Raw genomic sequence first — 17,567 nt, 5'->3', positions numbered from 1 at the left:
CCAGAGGAAGGAGAATAAGCCGTCATTCTATTACCTTGAGTGGTGGATCATGATTTTAAGAGAAACTGCTGAAATTCAGGCACCAAAACCCGGAATGGCGAGCTTCTTCGCCACAGCGGAAAGCTGATGCCGACGGAGTTCAGACCGCGCACGCGCATCCTCCGTCATGTAATTCAACTGGATGGTATATCTCTGCCCCACAAACTGACGGTGGCCATGCCACGTGGTGGGACCATTGGGAAAAATCAGCAACGTGCCATCCACCGGAGGCACTTCCTTTGCGTAATCTTCAATATCATGGTGCCCGCGCAGCAGACGCAGGCACCCTTCCTGTTTCTGCCATGTCTCATCAGCCGGGTTGAGATAGAGCAGTATGGTGACACGCTTTGCCAGAGAATCCGTATGAATTCGGCCATCCTTCTCCCGTGTGCGGCCACGGATGGTAAGCATGGACGGAGCGTTTTCAAGCGCAAGACCCAGCTTTTCCCCCACCATCTGCCGCAGTTTTGGCCCTTCCATAGCCTCCACCAGAGATTTCACCAGAGGCGACAGGGAAAGAGACGCAGGCGGAAAGGAGCCGCCTGCCTGAATGTCCGGCATGGCGGCAAACAGCCGTGGCAGATCTTGCTGGCGGATAAAATGCGGCACCACCACATGCGGGAACGGGTCCGCGCAGACAGGTGCCGCGGCCAGGGCCGCGTAATCTGGCTCGAGTGTGGTCTCAGACGTTGTCATGCGTTCCGTCCAGATATGAACTTGTTGTCATCTGCACGGTAGAAGGGATAAGCGACGGGAACAAGCCTTCACCTCATTCCCCATCAACGCCGTTACTGCGCTATGGCCCGATAACAGGCGTTGCGCTGCGCAAACTGCTTTACCCCGGCTGGCAGGGCGTTCAGCCGCTCGCTCTGGGCCAGCATGGCCCGTCCATCAGCCGACCACCGTGCCAGCCCGATATGTGGATTGCTGAAACTGCCGCTCACCTGCACCGGAATATCCAGAGCAAAACGGCCCGTCGTTTTGCCCTGGCTTCCAAACGTCAGATCAAACCACCGCCGGTTGAGATCAAACCGCGCATTGGCGGAAAGTGTTCCCTCCGCCGTTTTAATGCGCAGCGGCACGGCCTGCCCCACCCCACCATGAGAACTGACAACGCCCAGAAGGCAGGAAACAGGGGTTGTGCCCTGCGGAGTATGAAACAACATGCGCAGATCAGCCGATGCCGCCCGGATAATCTTGCGATCAAGCGCACCATTGGTCATGGCCACAGCGGCGGCAATATCTGCCTGCTGAACAACAGCATTCACTGTGTGCTGTGTGGCGCTGGCGGTCATCTGCATATCCACCTGCCCTTGTAGCGGCACAGCCTGAAAACCTAACGCCCGGCGGAATCTGTCAATATCCACCTTTGTTAAGGCAACTGCTCCCTGCACGTGGGCTTTTCCCTGATCGGCCGCCGCAATCTGGCCGGAAGCGGTCATGGTTGCACCCAGATATGCCAGAGAAAGATTTTTTACAGCCATTACGCCGGGGGTTACGGCAGCTGTCAGGCTGACATCGGAAAAATGGTAAATATTGTAGGTGACGCCTTTGGCCGAAAGATGTGCGTCTATCAGCGGGTCCGGGTTCTGGCTCACATCAAGCACCATATCGGTCGAGGCCGGATTGGAGGCCCCTTCTTTCCCCAGAAAATCGTTCAGATTGAGGTGATCGAATGCAATATCCGCCTTCACACGGTCAGGCTGGCCGCGCGTCCCTTCATCCAGTTCGGCCAGCGTAATGCTCAGGGCGTTGTTCTTCACCGTCCCCTTGCCTTGTGTGAGAGACCAGAAATTTCCCGCATGGGTAAACTGGCCTTCCATATGCAGGGGAATATCCTGTGGCAGGGCCATGCCTGCAATTGTCATGAGCGGGCGTGAGGTTGGCGTGTTCGCAGTGATCTTGCCGGAAAGGCCATCTGCATTCACAGGATCTGTTGCCGTGCCATCAAAGGTGAATTTCAGATCACCCGACTGCCCCTGCACAACCATGCCATAAGGTGTGTGTGTATGGCGCAAAGCATCAAAGGACTGCATGTTGACCGTAAGCTGCACCGGCTGCCCGTTATAGGCCCCATCCACCACCAGTTTGACAGGTGTTGTCGCGCTTTGTGTTTGCAGGGTGACAGTGTTCAACGTGGTCCGAAACGAAGAACCATGGGCCGTGCGATACGTGACATCACTGTTACGGAAAACAACATCCAGCGCGGTCGGATAAGCGCTCCGATCATCCGGCACCACCAGCGATGGCAAGGTTATTGCAGCAGGCGCAGGCCGGGGTGCTGGAGGTTTTTCTGACTGCACACCCGGCAGGCCATGCGTGTCAAAACGCCAGTTGGGTTGCCTGTCAGGCGTGCGTTCCACCAGAACGTGAATCCCTTCCCCCGCCACATGCCGCACCAGCATGGGACCATGCAGAAGGGACGAAAGTTTCACTTCCGCTTCCAATTTACCTACCTGCACCATATCCGGTTGACTGCCACCGGGAATATTGGCGACCTTCACGCCAGACAGAGCCAGCTTCACCCAACGTCCCGGCGTAATGGACACGGTTTCAACTGAAACAGGACGACCGAGCATGGCTGTGGCGCGCCGGCTAACAAACGGCCCGAGATTGACGTGCGAGACCGCCATCCAGCCAGCCACAGCCGAGGCAGCAGCCACGGCACATAAGCCCCCTCCCGCACAAAGGAACCAGAAGCGCAGGTTTCGTTTCTGCTGTGTTGGCGGGAGTTCTGTCTGCTCTGGCATGATCTCTCTTTTCAAACCTGCGCGGTTTTGAAATCTGCCTTGACTGGCATGACCTCCGCGCCATTTCCGTTCACAGGGAGTTACAGAACTACAGGGTGGGAGGCAACGCAGAGGTAGCGTAAAGAAGAGGCATTCAAACCCCGGCACCCACAAGCGCCATCAAGACAGACAGTTCAGCATGATATTTTCCCCCTTTCCCGTCATTCATTCCAGACAGGCCAGCGCATGACCCCTACCCTCCCCACACCACGGGAATCCCGTGCGGTTCTGGCTGCCCTGATGGCAGGCGTGATGATCCTGTTTTCACTGTGGGTGGTGCGCCCGTTTCTGCCTGCCACCATCTGGGCCATGACCATTGGCATAACCACATGGCCCCTGTTGCTTCGCATACAAAAGCTGCTCTGGGGCAGCCGGGCTCTGGCCGTATCCTGCACCACGCTGATTGCGTTGCTGGTATTTGTGCTGCCCTTCTGGCTCGCCATGACCACCCTCATGACCCATTCCGCAGAATTGATGCGGTTTGGGGAGACCGCCATGAAGTTCCGTGTGCCTGCCGAACCACACTGGCTGGCCAACCTGCCGCTGATAGGACCAAAAAGCATTACCCTGTGGCAGAAAATTGAAAACGCACGCCTGCCCCAGCTGCTGGATAACATGGTGCCTGATACAGGCCAGATTATCCGCTGGGTTCTGAATTATCTGGGCGGGTTCAGCATGCTTGCATTACAGTTTCTGCTGACGCTGGTCATCATGGCCGCGCTCCACGCCAAGGGTGAAGCAGCCACCAGACTGGTGCTGGAGTTTGGCTACGCTCTGGCGGAACAACGCGGCAAGGACATGATCCTGCTGGCGGGCCGCACCATCCGCGGCGTGGCCATAGGTGTGACGGTAACAGCCCTTGTTGAAACAGCGGTGGGCGGCGCAGGTATGGAAATAACCGGCATGCCATGGGCCAGTGTTCTCACCGCCATTACCTTTATTGCCTGCCTGCTTCAGGCGGGGCCCGGCGTAACACTTATTCCTGCTGTAATCTGGATGTTTTTCTTCAAGGACATGCTGAGCGCCATTGTTCTGCTGGTTATCACCGTCCTGACCATTGTGATTGATAACGTGCTGCGCCCTTACCTTATCCGCAAACAGGCAGACGTGCCACTTATCCTGATCATGCTGGGCGTTATTGGGGGTTTGTCCGCCTTTGGGCTTGTGGGGATTTTTGTCGGCCCCGTTATTCTCTCTGTAACCTATACGCTGGTCAAAAGCTGGCTGGCGGAAGCCAGAACCGCCGCACCACAAACCCCTGCCTCATCACTTTGAATGCCTCCTGCCTCTGCTGTTAGGAGGCATTCAGATATCATCCTCAAAATTGAGGAAAAGAAACCAGAGGTCTCTCAATTAAAAGACGAGCATTTTGATATCATCTCAATACATTATCTGGTGTCCTTTTAGGCTGCCTGACTCTTCGGCTTTTTAGAGAGAAAAGAGAAAAATGATCTGGCTCAGGCTCAGGAAATCACTGGCATTAACAGACCATTTATTTCAGAAAACTTGCAATAGGCCATATGTTTTTAAGAAATGTGGCGCATTCCTCTCAATAGGACAAGCAGGATTGCCTGCCCTATTGGTGAGCCCGTTTCCACTTCTTAAAAAAACCCGTCCCTTTCGGCTAACCCCGGCTTCGGGTGCGGCCTTTTTTGGGTTTAGGGTCGTACCCTCCCCCGCCTGGCCCGAGGGGACGCGGAACCTGATCCTGCTTTTTGCGCCGCCCGGCTGGCTTTTTCCCGGCCGTAGATGTTGGCTGCGGAGGCGGCTCTATCCCCAGTTGCAGCGCTTCCAGCCGTTTGATTTCATCACGCAGGCGCGCTGCTGTTTCAAATTCCAGATTGGCGGCTGCCTCACGCATGCGCTTTTCAAGGCCAGCAATAGCGGCATCAAGATCCTGCCCGACAAATTCCGTCACACCCGTATCTTCATCCGGGGCGATGGTGACGTAATCCTGCTCAAAGACAGAAGAAACAATATCACTGATATTCTTGCGCACGCTTTGCGGGGTAATGCCGTGCGCTTCATTCCAAGCCATCTGCTTTTCACGCCTGCGGGCTGTTTCTTCCACCGCGTAACGGAGGGAATCCGTCATTTTATCGGCGTACAGCAACACCCTGCCTTCCACGTTACGGGCAGCACGACCAATGGTCTGGATCAGTGAGGTGCGAGACCGCAGGAAGCCTTCCTTATCCGCGTCCAGAATGGCCACAAGCGAACATTCCGGAATATCCAGCCCCTCACGCAGAAGGTTGATCCCGATCAGAACATCAAACGCCCCTACGCGCAGATCCCGAATAATTTCAATCCGTTCCAGCGTATCAACATCCGAATGCAGATAGCGCACACGGATACCGGCTTCATTCAGATAATCCGTCAGATCTTCCGCCATGCGTTTGGTAAGCGTTGTCACCAGAACACGGCCGCCTTTGGCAATGGTCAGACGACATTCTGCCAGAAGATCATCCACCTGATGCTCAACCGGACGGATATCCGTAACAGGGTCAATCAGCCCCGTCGGACGGATAACCTGCTCTGCAAATACACCGCCCGTGCGTTCCATTTCCCACGGGCCGGGGGTGGCGCTGACAAACACGGTCTGCGGACGAAAGGTATCCCATTCCGCAAAATTGAGAGGTCGGTTATCAAGGCAGGAGGGCAGACGGAAGCCGAACTCCGCCAAGGTGGATTTACGCGCATTATCCCCGCGCTCCATGCCCCCAATCTGGGGCACGGTCACATGGCTTTCATCCACAATCAGCAAAGCATCTTCAGGCAGATATTCAAACAGGGTTGGCGGTGGATCACCCGGTTCACGGCCAGACAGGTAACGGGAATAGTTTTCAATCCCTTTGCACACACCTGTGGTTTCCAGCATTTCCAGATCAAAGGTGGTGCGCTGATCCAACCGTTCTGCTTCCAGCAGTTTTCCCTGCTGCGTGAAACGATCAAGCTGTTCGCGCAGTTCCTGCTTGATGCCTTTGATAGCCTGATTGAGCGTGGGCCGAGGTGTCACATAGTGGCTGTTGGCGTAAATGGTGACTTCCTGCAGATCTGCCGTTTTTTCCCCTGTTAAAGGGTCAAACTCGATAATGCCGTCAATTTCATCGCCAAACAGGGAAATACGCCAGGCACGGTCTTCATTCTGCACCGGAAAGACGTCAATGGTCTCACCCCGCACGCGGAACGTGCCACGGGTAAACGCGGCATCATTCCGGCGGTATTGCAGTTCCACCAGACCGCGCACCAATCGGTCCCGATCAATCTCGCCACCCAATTCCAGCTTTACCACCATGCGGGAGTAGGTTTCGACCGACCCGATACCGTAAATGCAGGAAACGGACGCAACAATGATCACGTCATTCCGCTCCAGCAGCGCCTGCGTGGCGGCGTGGCGCATCCGGTCTATCTGTTCATTGATCTGACTATCTTTTTCAATATAGGTGTCAGACCGTGGCACATAGGCTTCCGGCTGATAATAATCATAGTAACTGACAAAATATTCGACCGCATTATTCGGGAAAAACTGCTTCATTTCCCCATAAAGCTGTGCAGCCAATGTCTTGTTGGGAGCCAGAATGAGGGTTGGCTTCTGGGTGGCCTCAATCATCTTGGCCATGGTGAAGGTCTTGCCGGAACCCGTAACCCCCAGCAACACCTGATCCCGCTCATTGGCCTCAACGCCCTTCACCAGTTCCTTAATGGCCTGTGGCTGATCCCCGGCGGGTTCATATTCGGAAACCACTTCCATCCGCTTCAGCTTGGGCCGAGCCGCCTGTTTTTCCGGCTTGAACAGCACGGGCGGCAGTGCGGCTGCCTTTTCGCTCAGGGAGGGACGCTTCTTGCCCCGCGCTGCGGAGGAAGAGGAACGGGATGCAGACTGTGTGGCCATAGAAAGCAAGATGGGGCACAGCGCGGCCTCCCGCAAGGGCTGCCCCGCTCCACCGCGCCAAAAACCGCCTTACTGCATATGAAAGAGCATGCGTGAAAGGGGGGTGTGGGAAAGCACAATCACCACCATGCCAAGAACAATGGCAATACGACCGCCAATAAACGCACACGCCTGAGAGAGTTCATCCCGACTGGCCATGTCCATAAAGCGATCAATACCTGAAAAACCGCTTGCTGTGCGGTTGCTGCGATACCGGGCCAGTTCATCATCTGAAAGTCCGGCATAGGAAAACAGCGCGGCGCTGTATGCGTCCAGATCATCCTTGCGATAATGAGGCGTAGCACTGCCCTGCCTGACGCGGGCCGGGCCACCGCCAAACAGCGCCAGAATCCGCAACCGTTTTTCAGAAACCCCCAGATAGCCAGCCGCCTGCTGGCTGCTCAGAACCTGCTGAAGCGGGAACTGGAAGACCGTTCCCGGTTGTTCTGGCGCTTCAGGAAGGGTGGAGGGGTCTTTCATTCCTGACAGCTTGCGGAAAAGCGGCTTGCCGAGTCAACGTTAAACCCCGGACGCCAGCCCTGCGACCACGGCGGGTCTTACAGCAAGCCCATATGGAAGGGGCGCTACCGCCCCCTCCGGCCACTCCTTCAGGCGCGTGCGGGCGGTGCCATGAACTCCGGTCCTACCGGGTCCGTAATGTCACGGGTCAGGATGGCGTCAATCTCTTTCATGTCTGCTTCATTCAGCTTCCAGTCCAGAGCATCATCCACTCCACTGATCTGTTCGGGCTTTCTTGCGCCCCACAAAGCAATGGTCGGCCCACGATCCAGCACCCAGCGGATCGCCAGCGCCAGCATGCTCTTGCCGTGCTTGTCTGCAATGGCTTTGAGGTCTGCCACCGCCTTCAGATACTGGTCAAAGCGCGGCTCTTTGAATTTGGGATCGGTCTTGCGCAGATCATCCCCTTCAAATTTCCGGTCCGCCGTCATACGGCCAGACAGCAGCCCCCGGCAAAGAGGACCATATGCCAGCACCACAAGCTTGTTCTGAATGGCGTACGGCAGCACATCCTTTTCAATCTCGCGCTCAAACAGGTTGTAAGGCGGCTGCACAGCGGCAAGAGGAGCCACCTTGCGGAATTCATCCATCTGGGCTGGCGAGAAGTTACTTACGCCCAGAGCCCGCACCTTACCATCGGTAACAAGCTGCTCAAGCGCCCGCGCTGTCTCTTCAATCGGCGTTTTGGGGTCGGGCCAATGCACCTGATAAAGATCAATATGGTCCGTGCGCAGCCGCCGCAGAGAGTCTTCCACTTCCTGTTTGATACGCTCTGGCCGGCTATCACGGAACACCTTGCCGTCCTGCCAGTTCAGGCCGACTTTAGTGGCCAGAATCACGCGGTCCCGTTTGCCTTCCAGCGCCCGGCCAATCACATCTTCTGAATGACCAAAGCCGTAAACGGGAGCGGTATCAATAACATTGATGCCAAGATCAAGCGCCTTATCAATGGTTCTGGCGGCATTCTCATCATCCGGTCCGCCCCACATGGCCCCGCCAATAGCCCATGTTCCAAGGGCGATGCGTGAGGCCGGTTTGGCCAGACCGGGGATAGAAAGCATTTCTGCCGTCATTCCTGAGAACTCCCAACAAATATAAACTGCAACTTTATCCGTTCTTTATCAGCAAGATAAGGGCGGAGAAACCCAAAGCCTAAACCTCTCCTCCGTGATAAGTTGCATGGCAAATATGGGAGGCTGCCATACAGGCAATTTTCCAGAAACATGAGTCCCAAAAGACATAGCGTGTGGCTGGAACAGATTGACTGAAACACCGCCCCCAAACGGGCTGGCTTTGCCGGTCAGCTTTCTCCCCTTATCCGCCTTCCTCGCGTGACAGACCTTCTGACTTTTTGATCAATCAGCCTTACCTTCTATACTCCCCTCCGTAAGCCCCTGTTGAATGATCTGTCTGATAGAGACGTAATGACCCAAACACCTCCCTTTATGCCCCGTGCGGGGGTTCTTGCCGTAGTACGTCGCGGTTCCGATTTCCTGTTGGTCAGACGGGCCAACCCGCCGGATGCCGGACTATGGGGATTTCCCGGTGGGCGCATTGAAGCAGGCGAGACCCTGCTTCAGGCAGCAGAACGGGAACTGCTTGAAGAAACCGGAATATGCGCCAAAGCCACACATGTCGCTGATGTATTTGATAGCCTGCACTACGGCCCGGATGGCGCACTGCTGTTCCATTACATTATTATCGCCGTGTGCTGCACAGAATCAGCGCCAACATTGCAGACCCCGTGTGCGGGCGATGATGCTCTCGAAGCGCGCTGGTTTTCCTATAAGGACATGACTGCGTTGGGTGCTTCAGCCAGCAAGCGCGTCGCCACCCTTGCCAAGCATGTGCTGCAAGAAGCACAAATCCACGAAAACCAGTCATAACCCGGTGTGAGAAATCTGCATCGTGCCACAGACGAGGAATTTTTGGGGCTGGGGGAAAAGATTTTTACAAGCCCCGTGCAGACAGAGGCATCATCAAGGCGCCAGCGTATCAGACGCAAAAAGCGGAGTAGTCTGATCAGACAGACTTTGCATGCAATCTGTCTGGCAGCTTTTCAGTAGAAAATCCGTCTTGCTGTGCGGGCCACTCTGCGTTTCCAGATAAAGAACACAGCCAGAATAGCGGCAGCATACAGGCCGCCCATAACACTCATGGACAGCGGTAAGCCCGGCACAAGATAGGTGGGAGCATCACAGGGTTTGGAGGGACGCAACGGCATGGACGCCAGACGTTCCGCCATTGTACGGCCACTGATATGCGGCGCGTGGCACCCCGGAAACGGGCTAGGCCACCATTGCCACTCTACCCCGGCGTGGCACGCAGCCAGCCCGACTGATGCCAGAAGAACAGGCACAGCCAGCCACAGCACCGGACCACCCGCCGCACCCGGCAGAACAATATCGATAATGCCAATCAGAATGAGAATGCGCCACGGCCAGCGTTCTACCAGACACAACTCACACGGCATGATTTGCAGAACATGTTCCACCCACCATGCTACGCCCAACGCCAGCCCTCCGGCCAACGCCAGAAATAATCCCATTTTCCGATGAACCAACGCAGCCTTCACGCGCGCTTTACCTTTGCCAACGTGCCGATGAAATCTCGCGCCCAGCTTCCTGCCGTAACGCGCCAGACATCAGGCTGCAACAGGGCCCATCTGGCCTTTCGTTCTGCCTGTGGCATGATAAGTGCCTTGTGCAAGGCCTCTGCTATTTCATCGGCATCATGCGGATTGACCAGCAGGGCATCTTCCATCTCAGGCGCCGCACCCGCAAAATGTGAGAGAACCAGCACTCCGGGGTCTTCCGGATCCTGTGCCGCTACGTATTCCTTGGCCACCAGATTCATGCCATCCCGCAGCGGTGTGACCAACGCAACATTGGCCAGCCGGTAAAAACCTGCCAGCAGATGACGCGGCACCGGGTGCGTCAGGTAGCGCACGGGGGTCCAGTCAAAATCACCATAGCTGCCGTTAATACGGCCTACGGCTTCATCCAGCCCCTGCTTCAGCAGACGGTATTCCTCAACATCCCCACGGGAAACTGGCGCAATTTGCAGGTAAACAACCTTACCCCGGTGTTCAGGGTAGCGCTGAAGAAAAGTTTCATATCCTTTCAGGCGCTCAGGCAATCCCTTTGAATAATCCAGCCGGTCCACACCAATAATCAAAGGCTTCCCCGCCAGACTTTCGCCTAGGCGCTGCACCTCCGCCAGATCTTCTCCTGCCTTTGCCTGCTCGGCAAAGCTTTCCGGGTCAATGCCTATGGGGAAAACCTGTGCCCGTGCCTTGACGCCACAGATGGAAAATCCATCATTCATGTTGCGTGCGTCGTCTTCTGTCTGCAGGCCGATCACATCATACGCCTGCATGTTCTGCATGAGTTTGGTCCCGCCGGGCAGTGCTTTCATCAAGCTCCAAGGTGGGAACGGAATATGCAGGAAGAACCCAATAGGGGATGTAACCCCCAGATCACGCAGCGCCTGCCCTAACGGGAACAAATGGTAATCGTGAATCCAGATCAGATCATCCGGTTTTAAAAGCGGCAGAAGTTTCCGGGCAAACAGTTCGTTTACATCCAGGTAAACTTCACGATCTTTCCGGTTATATTCCATCAGGCCAGCGCGATAATGGCAGAGCGGCCACAGGATGGCGTTGGAATATTTCTGATAGAACCCGTCAAACTCGGCATGCGTCAGATCTATCGTGGCGTAGGTAACATTTTCCACGTGATCGATGCTGACATCGCGCTCTGCCTTTTCATGCTCGGAAATCTGCTGGCCAGACCACCCGAACCACAGGCATTGGCCCTCGCTCAGCGCATCGCGCAGCGCCACGGCAAGCCCACCTGCGGGCTGCTGCCGGTCACGCGGGGCGGGAACGCGGTTGGATACAACAACAAGACGTCCCATCCTTTAGCGCTCCTTTCCAACCAGTATCCCCAGCCAGTCCCGAAATGCCGCAGGTGTTGGAAAATCCGTGGGAATGCGCAGGCCAGCTCCGCCCAGCCTTTTTGCTGCGGCAATACCATCCTCGTCCGTTACATCATCACCCACAAAAACCGGCTTTCGGCCTGCAAAGGGGGCCGCTTCCATCAAGGTGGAAACAGCATAGCCTTTGTCCACGCCTGCGGGCCGGATTTCCCACGCCATTTTGGCGGCCTGCAAATGGAACGCGCCATCTGCTTCCTTCATCCAGCCCTCGGCAGCCTGCCGGAAAACCTCGCCTGCTTCAGGAACAGCGCGATAATGCAGCACAAACCCGGCCTGCTTGTGCTCCAGCCGGGAACCGGGCCAGGCTTCCACCAGTTTGCGGGCGGCAACCAACCAACTTTGCGGAACAGTGGGCAGAGCAACCCGTTCGATCGGACCACCCGGACGATGCCGAACCGCGACCCCATGCTCCCCCGCCACGGCAAAAGGCACATCTCCGAGGAAATGGTCGATCTGATCAATCGGACGCCCGGAGATAACCGCAAGGGCATCTCCACACGCTGCCCGCAGACGACGCAATGTTTCCAGCAGGCCGGGAGGCACCACCACAGAATCAGGTGTCGGGGCGATATCAACCAGTGTTCCGTCAAAATCGAATAAAAAAGCCGCCTCCTTCACGGGGGGAACCTGAAGGCGGAACTCATTACCGGAAAAAGTACGGACCACGTGCACCTCGTCTTACTATCTTTTCAGGCTCCGTCCCTCGCCTTCAGGGTCGTCAGAGCCTGTTGCTGAACGATGCCGGAGCCAACGGCTGACGACAACCACCCCGCACGGCAGGGCTGGTCATGCATTCTGTGGACACACTATGGAGAAAATGCGTCCTTAACCTTAATATTCGCCGCCATATTCAGGTGTGGCTGGTGTCTGGTTCTGGCCAGCGGGCGCCGCCCCCGTAGAGGGAGCCTGCCCGCCTGCCCCGCCATCACTCCCGGTAGAAGGAGGGGTGGCACCAGAAGGTTGCGTCAGCACCGGCACGCTTGGTGTGGGCAGTGGCGGCGCAGCAGGGGCAACATTATCCCCTTCACACCGCACCATCCGCACATCGTACACAGCACTTTCAAACACACCCAAAGCAGGTTCCGCCGCCAGCATCCAGCCTTTGAACGTTGCCCCATCCGGGTGCGTGTCATGCAACTCCAGCCAGCCTGCGGCATCCGGAGATAATGTTTGCGGCCGTTCCAGGCAACGGCCCGCTGATATCTCTAAACTCTTGTAATGTGCAGTCGTTCCAACCGGAACCGAGATCACTTCCACATGAGCATCCAGCCGATCCAGCACGCGCACAACGGCGGTCGCTTTCCCCTGCCATGTGTTGGGCGGATAAATGGCCGGAGGGGCAAGCGGCGTGCCGACGGCATGAGCGACGGAAACAGCGCCTACGGCCGCGCTGCCGACCATGACACAGGCAAGGGCGATCTTGCGCAAAATGTGTATGCTTTTCATGCGCCGCTCCCCTGACGGGGGGAGACGAGAGCCGTTACAAGATCAGCCAGCCGGTCACGCATCACCTGTTCACTTACCCCCATTAAAACCGCATCCTCAAACGCATCACGCAGAACGTCCTGCACTTCCTGCCAGTTTTCTTCCAGCACCTTTAATTTTTCCACGCAGGATACGGGTTGCCCGTCGTCCTGCGGCCAGATTTCAGGGGTTTTCATCTCGCTATTTTTCTCCACAGCCGCGCACACCAGGCGTTCTGCCTCAAGGCAGATCACCCTTCCCCGCATCAGCTGGGGCAGCGGGTTGATCCTTGGCCGCATCCTTGTTGGCGCGGGTCAGTGTGTCCGTTACAGAGAAAATAAATTTGCTCAGCAGTTGTTCAAGACTGATCGAACCCTGGGTCTGATTAACCATGGCGTTCGGTTTCAGGGTCTGATCATCCCCACCAGGAGAGAGGGCAATGTATTTACCGCCCAGAAGACTATCACTGGTGATGATGGCAGCACTATCCGTTGGCAATTTGATATCGGGCCGCACGGTAAAGGTGACTTCCGCCTTGTAGGTCGTGGGATCAACCCGTTCCTGGACCACCTGCCCAACGGTAACACCTGCCAGCCGCACATCCGACCCCACGCCCAACCCGTCTATGTGGGAAAAGCTGGCATGAAGCGGATAACCCGTACTATCGGTTTTCCGGCCTTCCCCTACCACAGCGGCCACAAGCATGAGGGCGAGGGCAATCAGCACGACCACACCCGTTATGAGTTCAACCGAATTCCGCCGTGCGGTTGCTGATGTCACTGAAGCCATGAATCCTGTTGCACTCCCTGCTCTGGATTTTCCTCTTAGCAGGGAATGCGTCCGAGATCACGCATCCGGCGTCCAGGCGTCATAATCTCCTGTGGCAGGAGGTTTCTGCCCGGTGCTGTATGCACTGCCCGGCGGGCTATAGCGCTGCGCCGTGCCGGTCATGTTAGGTTGGTACGGAAGCTGCCATGGCTTGCGCTCTTCATCAGGAATGGGTGCATCCAGCGTATGGTGCAGCCACCCCCACCATTCCGGCGGCACGGCGGAAGGATCTTCCCCTTTCAGGTAGATCACCCACCGTTCAGGCCGGTCAAGCCCGCCGCCGCGGCGTGCGGGGCCGGTCGATTCGTAATAGCAGCGCCCTTGGGCGTCCTTGCCAACCAGCCGCCCTTTGCGGCGCGTGTACAGCCGTGTTCCGATATTTGCCATGAACGGGATGATAAAACCGCTGGCAAGGCGCGGTCCATGCCTTTTGGCCTCCTGTTCGATCAACTGCGCTCGATTGGAAAAAAGTTATCCCCCATATCCTCATTATACCGGGGTCTGTATAATCTGCAGAGGGGTCTGACCGGGTTCCATCGCCCTGTGCACAGGGCGTAAACTGCGGGCATGACAAGAGCCAGACGCCATTGGAACGGTGTGCTCATGAGCACACTACAGGCCGCAGCAGACCCGGATGCTCCTTTCCGCTCCGTAACGCTGCCCGCTGAGTGGGATACCGACGCAGCTTCTGCGCTGGCCCAGCTCATACCCGGCACGGACGCAATAGACCTCCCGCGCGCGGCCTCGCGCTGGGTGGACGCCCTGACACAGGATGACGCCACTGCGCGGTCTCTCATCTGGCTTCTGCTCATGCGTCAGGCGGCTCCGACAGAAGCCGTCTGGGCATGTGAATTCGATCGACCGCCGGGCTTTGTGCTCAATCTGGCCGCGTTTGTCTCTCCGGGGGAAGGGTTTGCCGCAGAAACCTTTGTGGCGGCCCTGCGTCTGCTCTCCCGCGTGCTGCGTGATGCCTCCCACACCATGGGCAACCAGCGCAACGGCGAGCTGCCGCTGCCTGATCTGTTCGCACCCCAGTCTGAAAACGCTCAGCCTGCCGTCAAGAGCTCTGATGTGGATGGCGCAGGCACTCCCCCGCGATGTGCCGGGGACATCCTGCTGACCAATCTGGATGCGTGTCTGGCTGGAGTAGGGCTGGATTACGATAGTGAAGATGGCCGTGCCGCCGCATGCGCCATTGCCACACTGGCAACGCTGACAGCCCATTCCGGCTGTGGCCCCGAGTCCCTTCCCCTTCCGCCTGTGCGGACCGTTTTGCCGGGCCTGAGCGAAACGCTCCGGGCCGTGTGGAATGAAGCTGCGGTAGAAACTGAAAATCCGCTTGAAGCCATTGAAACCGGCTTCTCCACCTCCGGGCCAGTCGATGGCGTGCTGGGCGTGGAAGCGTGCGGCCTCGCCCCCGTTTTCTCCCTGCTGCGCCCGGATGGACGGCTGGCTCAAAGCACCGTCAACCGGTTGGAGGCCCGAGGCTTCACCACAGAAACCGCTCTAGCGGCTGCGCTGGCCGGGGAAACCGTACTGCCTTTGCCCGGACCCACCGCGCACATGGCCATGTATCGGGCGCTGACCGGCTTTATTGACCGCATGCCAGCACGGCCAGACCCGGCCGCCCAGCCGCTACGCCGCAAGCTGGAACGCGGAATGCGCCGTGCGCTGCCCCACCGCCACGGCGGCTTTACTCAGAAAACAGCCATTGGCGGCCACCGCCTGTTCCTGCGTACGGGAGAGTATGAGGACGGAACACTGGGCGAACTGTCCCTCACCCCCACGCGGGAGAGTGCCATGGTGAAAGGGCTGATGGAAAGCTTTGGGGAAGCCGTGAGCATTGGCCTGCAATATGGTGCGCCGCTGGAAGAATATGTGAACAGCTTTGCCTATTCCTGCTTCGGCCCCTCCGGCACGGTGGAAGGAGACCCCGTGGCCACCTACGCCACCTCCATGCTGGATTATGCCTTTCGCGCTTTGTCTGAAGCCTATCTGGGTAAAAAGCTGCCCGATGGCCCCCATCAGGACATGCAGGGCGAGCCTGATCCGTTGTTGCCGCTTGATTTCCCGCCGGATGAGAGCGACCCTGCCCCCCGCAAACGAGGCAGCCTGCGGCTGGTTGTCAGCTAACGGAACTCTGGTCCTCTAGCCCCGGCGCTGCCCTGCACTCTGTTGCGGGGGATACGCTGGAGCCAGACAGAGCGGTTTTCTATCGCCGGCCCTCCCTTTCGGGGCCGGCTTTATAGCCTGCCGGGGCAGCCTCTTTTCCCGCTGCATGCGCCTTTGATGGCGCACGCGGCACCCTGAACGGAGATGATTGTATGAGCACCACCCCTGAAGCACGTCTGGCCGCACTGGGTATCACCCTGCCCACACCCGCTGCTCCTGTTGCCAACTATGTAGCGACCGTGCAGACTGGCAACCTGCTGGTTCTATCCGGCCAGTTACCCATGGTTGACGGCAAGCTGTTCGCCACAGGCAAGCTGGGTGGCGCGGTATCTGTTGAAACCGCTGTCGAAGCTGCCCGCTACAGCATGATCAACGTGATCGCACAGGTTAAGGCCGCCGTGGGTGACCTCAGCCGTGTGAAACGCGTGGTGCGTCTGGGCGGATTTATTGCCTGCACGCCAGATTTTACGGCTCATGCATCCGTCATGAATGGTGCCTCTGATCTGGCCGTGGATGTATTTGGTGATGCTGGCCGCCATGCCCGCTCCACCGTGGGTGTGCCATCCCTGCCGCTGGATGCCCCGGTTGAAGTGGAAGGGTTGTTCGAAATCGACTGATTGAGAGGATGCGCCATGCCGGACTGGTCTGTTTCACTCCACGACGGCATCCATTCCCTCACGGCAGAGGCGTGGAATGCCTGCGCGGGGTCAGATAACCCGTTTGTCAGCCACGCCTTTCTCTCTGCGCTGGAAGACAGTGGTTCTGTCTCCCGCCGCACAGGCTGGATGCCCCGGCATGTTAGCCTGCACGCCCCGAATGGCACCTTGGCGGCCGTCTGCCCCGCTTACCTGAAAGGGCATTCCTGGGGCGAATACGTGTTTGACCAAGGCTGGGCCCGCGCTTTTGAAGCCGCAGGCGGCCAGTATTATCCCAAACTGCAAGTTGCCGTTCCTTTTACCCCGGCACCCGGCCCGCGCCTGCTTGTGCACCCTGATGCTCCCCCGGAAGCTGCTGCCGTGCTGGCAGATGCCCTGCGCCAGATCTGTGGCGATACCGGCCTTTCTTCCGCCCATGTCACTTTCTGCCAGGAGCAGGAAAGCGCCCTGATGGCCAAACGTGGCTGGCTGCATCGGCTGGGGCTGCAATATCACTGGCATAACCGGGGTTATCAGAGCTTTGAGGATTTTCTTGAGGCGCTCTCATCCCGCAAACGCAAGGTCCTGCGGCGCGAGCGGCGAGACGCCAATGCGGCGGGCCTCACCTTTCATACCCTGCGCGGGAACGACATTACCAAACCCGAGTGGGATGCGTTCTACAGATTTTACCAGAACACGGTGGACCGCAAATGGGGAAGCGCCTACCTCACTCCTGCTTTCTTTCCTCTGCTTTCAGAACGGCTGGGGGAACGGGTTGTGCTGATGGTAGCGCGTAACGGGCAGGAAACCGTTGCCGCCGCCCTGAACTTGCTGGGCAAAGATACTCTGTACGGACGCAACTGGGGCTGCACAGGCAACTGGCCGTTCCTGCATTTTGAACTCTGCTATTACCGCGCCATAGACTTTGCCATCGCGCACGGGCTGAAACGTGTAGAAGCTGGCGCACAGGGGGAACACAAGATCCAGCGCGGTTATGTGCCCAGCCTCACCCATTCCGCCCACTGGATTGAAAACCCCTCCTTTCGGGCCAGTGTGGCGAACTTTCTGGAACACGAACGCTTAGCAATGACGGAAGAAGCCCAGGCACTGGGCCAGCTTTCCCCCTATCGGCAGGATAACGCCGCAGAATAAGGGAGCCCACCACATGTGGCGGCTGCCGGTTTATCCCTG

17 protein-coding genes are annotated in these 17,567 nt (G+C 57.6%); 5 read left to right on the top strand and 12 right to left on the bottom strand.

Features of this window, described 5'->3' with window-relative positions; all coding sequences use genetic code 11:
* Positions 1–75: 75 nt before the first annotated feature.
* Both ASN_RS10255 and ASN_RS10250 read right to left on the bottom strand, forming a co-directional pair.
* Complete coding sequence (locus ASN_RS10255; RefSeq protein ID WP_058988115.1) at positions 76–735, bottom strand: 2OG-Fe(II) oxygenase family protein; 660 nt, start codon at positions 733–735, stop codon at positions 76–78.
* 92 nt (positions 736–827) lie between these two features.
* The gene (locus ASN_RS10250) at positions 828–2,789 is read right to left on the bottom strand and encodes an AsmA family protein (protein ID WP_058988114.1); all 1,962 of its coding nucleotides are present in this window, start codon (positions 2,787–2,789) and stop codon (positions 828–830) included.
* Positions 2,790–3,014: 225 nt separating this feature from the next.
* Here ASN_RS10250 and ASN_RS10245 point away from each other — a divergent pair, with 225 nt between their 5' ends.
* Positions 3,015–4,103 carry an AI-2E family transporter gene (locus ASN_RS10245; protein WP_058988113.1) on the top strand — a complete coding sequence of 363 codons (1,089 nt, stop codon included), beginning with the start codon at positions 3,015–3,017 and terminating at the stop codon, positions 4,101–4,103.
* A 349-nt stretch (positions 4,104–4,452) separates the two neighbouring features.
* On the opposite strand, the gene uvrB is transcribed toward ASN_RS10245, so the two are convergent.
* The 3 genes from uvrB to ASN_RS10230 form a co-directional block, all read right to left on the bottom strand.
* Positions 4,453–6,720 (bottom strand): excinuclease ABC subunit UvrB, encoded by a 2,268-nt coding sequence (gene uvrB / locus ASN_RS10240; protein WP_006557131.1) that lies wholly within the window; start codon positions 6,718–6,720, stop codon positions 4,453–4,455.
* Positions 6,721–6,789: 69 nt separating this feature from the next.
* Positions 6,790–7,239, bottom strand: coding sequence for a hypothetical protein (locus ASN_RS10235; protein WP_058988112.1), 450 nt, complete (start codon positions 7,237–7,239; stop codon positions 6,790–6,792).
* Positions 7,240–7,367: 128 nt separating this feature from the next.
* Positions 7,368–8,351 carry an aldo/keto reductase gene (locus ASN_RS10230; RefSeq protein WP_058988111.1) on the bottom strand — a complete coding sequence of 328 codons (984 nt, stop codon included), beginning with the start codon at positions 8,349–8,351 and terminating at the stop codon, positions 7,368–7,370.
* A gap of 351 nt (positions 8,352–8,702) precedes the next feature.
* Here ASN_RS10230 and ASN_RS10225 point away from each other — a divergent pair, with 351 nt between their 5' ends.
* Positions 8,703–9,164, top strand: coding sequence for an NUDIX hydrolase (locus ASN_RS10225; protein ID WP_058988110.1), 462 nt, complete (start codon positions 8,703–8,705; stop codon positions 9,162–9,164).
* A gap of 173 nt (positions 9,165–9,337) precedes the next feature.
* Here ASN_RS10225 and ASN_RS10220 read toward each other — a convergent pair whose 3' ends face one another.
* The 7 genes from ASN_RS10220 to ASN_RS10190 form a co-directional block, all read right to left on the bottom strand.
* Positions 9,338–9,853, bottom strand: coding sequence for a disulfide bond formation protein B (locus tag ASN_RS10220; protein WP_006557127.1), 516 nt, complete (start codon positions 9,851–9,853; stop codon positions 9,338–9,340).
* A complete protein-coding gene (locus tag ASN_RS10215; protein WP_058988109.1) occupies positions 9,850–11,196 on the bottom strand; it encodes an alpha,alpha-trehalose-phosphate synthase (UDP-forming) in 1,347 nt (448 codons plus the stop codon). Before ASN_RS10215 ends, ASN_RS10220 begins: the two co-directional genes overlap by 4 nt.
* A gap of 3 nt (positions 11,197–11,199) precedes the next feature.
* Positions 11,200–11,943, bottom strand: coding sequence for a trehalose-phosphatase (otsB, locus tag ASN_RS10210; protein WP_006557125.1), 744 nt, complete (start codon positions 11,941–11,943; stop codon positions 11,200–11,202).
* Between the two features lie 165 nt (positions 11,944–12,108).
* A complete protein-coding gene (locus tag ASN_RS10205) occupies positions 12,109–12,723 on the bottom strand; it encodes a DUF2155 domain-containing protein (RefSeq protein WP_231948176.1) in 615 nt (204 codons plus the stop codon).
* Positions 12,720–12,938 carry a hypothetical protein gene (locus ASN_RS10200; protein ID WP_058989276.1) on the bottom strand — a complete coding sequence of 73 codons (219 nt, stop codon included), beginning with the start codon at positions 12,936–12,938 and terminating at the stop codon, positions 12,720–12,722. The genes ASN_RS10205 and ASN_RS10200 overlap by 4 nt, the downstream gene beginning before the upstream one ends.
* Positions 12,939–12,981: 43 nt before the next feature.
* Complete coding sequence (mlaD, locus tag ASN_RS10195) at positions 12,982–13,530, bottom strand: outer membrane lipid asymmetry maintenance protein MlaD (protein WP_006557122.1); 549 nt, start codon at positions 13,528–13,530, stop codon at positions 12,982–12,984.
* Between the two features lie 57 nt (positions 13,531–13,587).
* Complete coding sequence (locus ASN_RS10190; protein WP_039903165.1) at positions 13,588–13,956, bottom strand: NADH-ubiquinone oxidoreductase subunit NDUFA12 family protein; 369 nt, start codon at positions 13,954–13,956, stop codon at positions 13,588–13,590.
* A 180-nt stretch (positions 13,957–14,136) separates the two neighbouring features.
* Between ASN_RS10190 and ASN_RS10185 the strand changes: the two genes are divergently transcribed.
* From ASN_RS10185 to ASN_RS10175, 3 genes are all read left to right on the top strand, one after another.
* Positions 14,137–15,702 (top strand): TSCPD domain-containing protein, encoded by a 1,566-nt coding sequence (locus tag ASN_RS10185; protein ID WP_058988108.1) that lies wholly within the window; start codon positions 14,137–14,139, stop codon positions 15,700–15,702.
* 191 nt (positions 15,703–15,893) lie between these two features.
* Positions 15,894–16,358: a RidA family protein gene (locus ASN_RS10180; RefSeq protein ID WP_006557119.1), complete on the top strand. Its 465-nt coding sequence runs from the start codon at positions 15,894–15,896 to the stop codon at positions 16,356–16,358.
* Positions 16,359–16,373: 15 nt separating this feature from the next.
* Complete coding sequence (locus tag ASN_RS10175; protein ID WP_058988107.1) at positions 16,374–17,528, top strand: GNAT family N-acetyltransferase; 1,155 nt, start codon at positions 16,374–16,376, stop codon at positions 17,526–17,528.
* Positions 17,529–17,567: the final 39 nt, after the last annotated feature.

The sequence above is a fragment of the Acetobacter senegalensis genome (assembly GCF_001499615.1).
In the GTDB taxonomy this organism is placed as follows: Bacteria; Pseudomonadota; Alphaproteobacteria; order Acetobacterales; family Acetobacteraceae; genus Acetobacter; species Acetobacter senegalensis.
The sequence above is the reverse complement of the archived record's forward strand: the minus strand, read 5'-3'. Positions and strand labels throughout refer to the sequence as shown.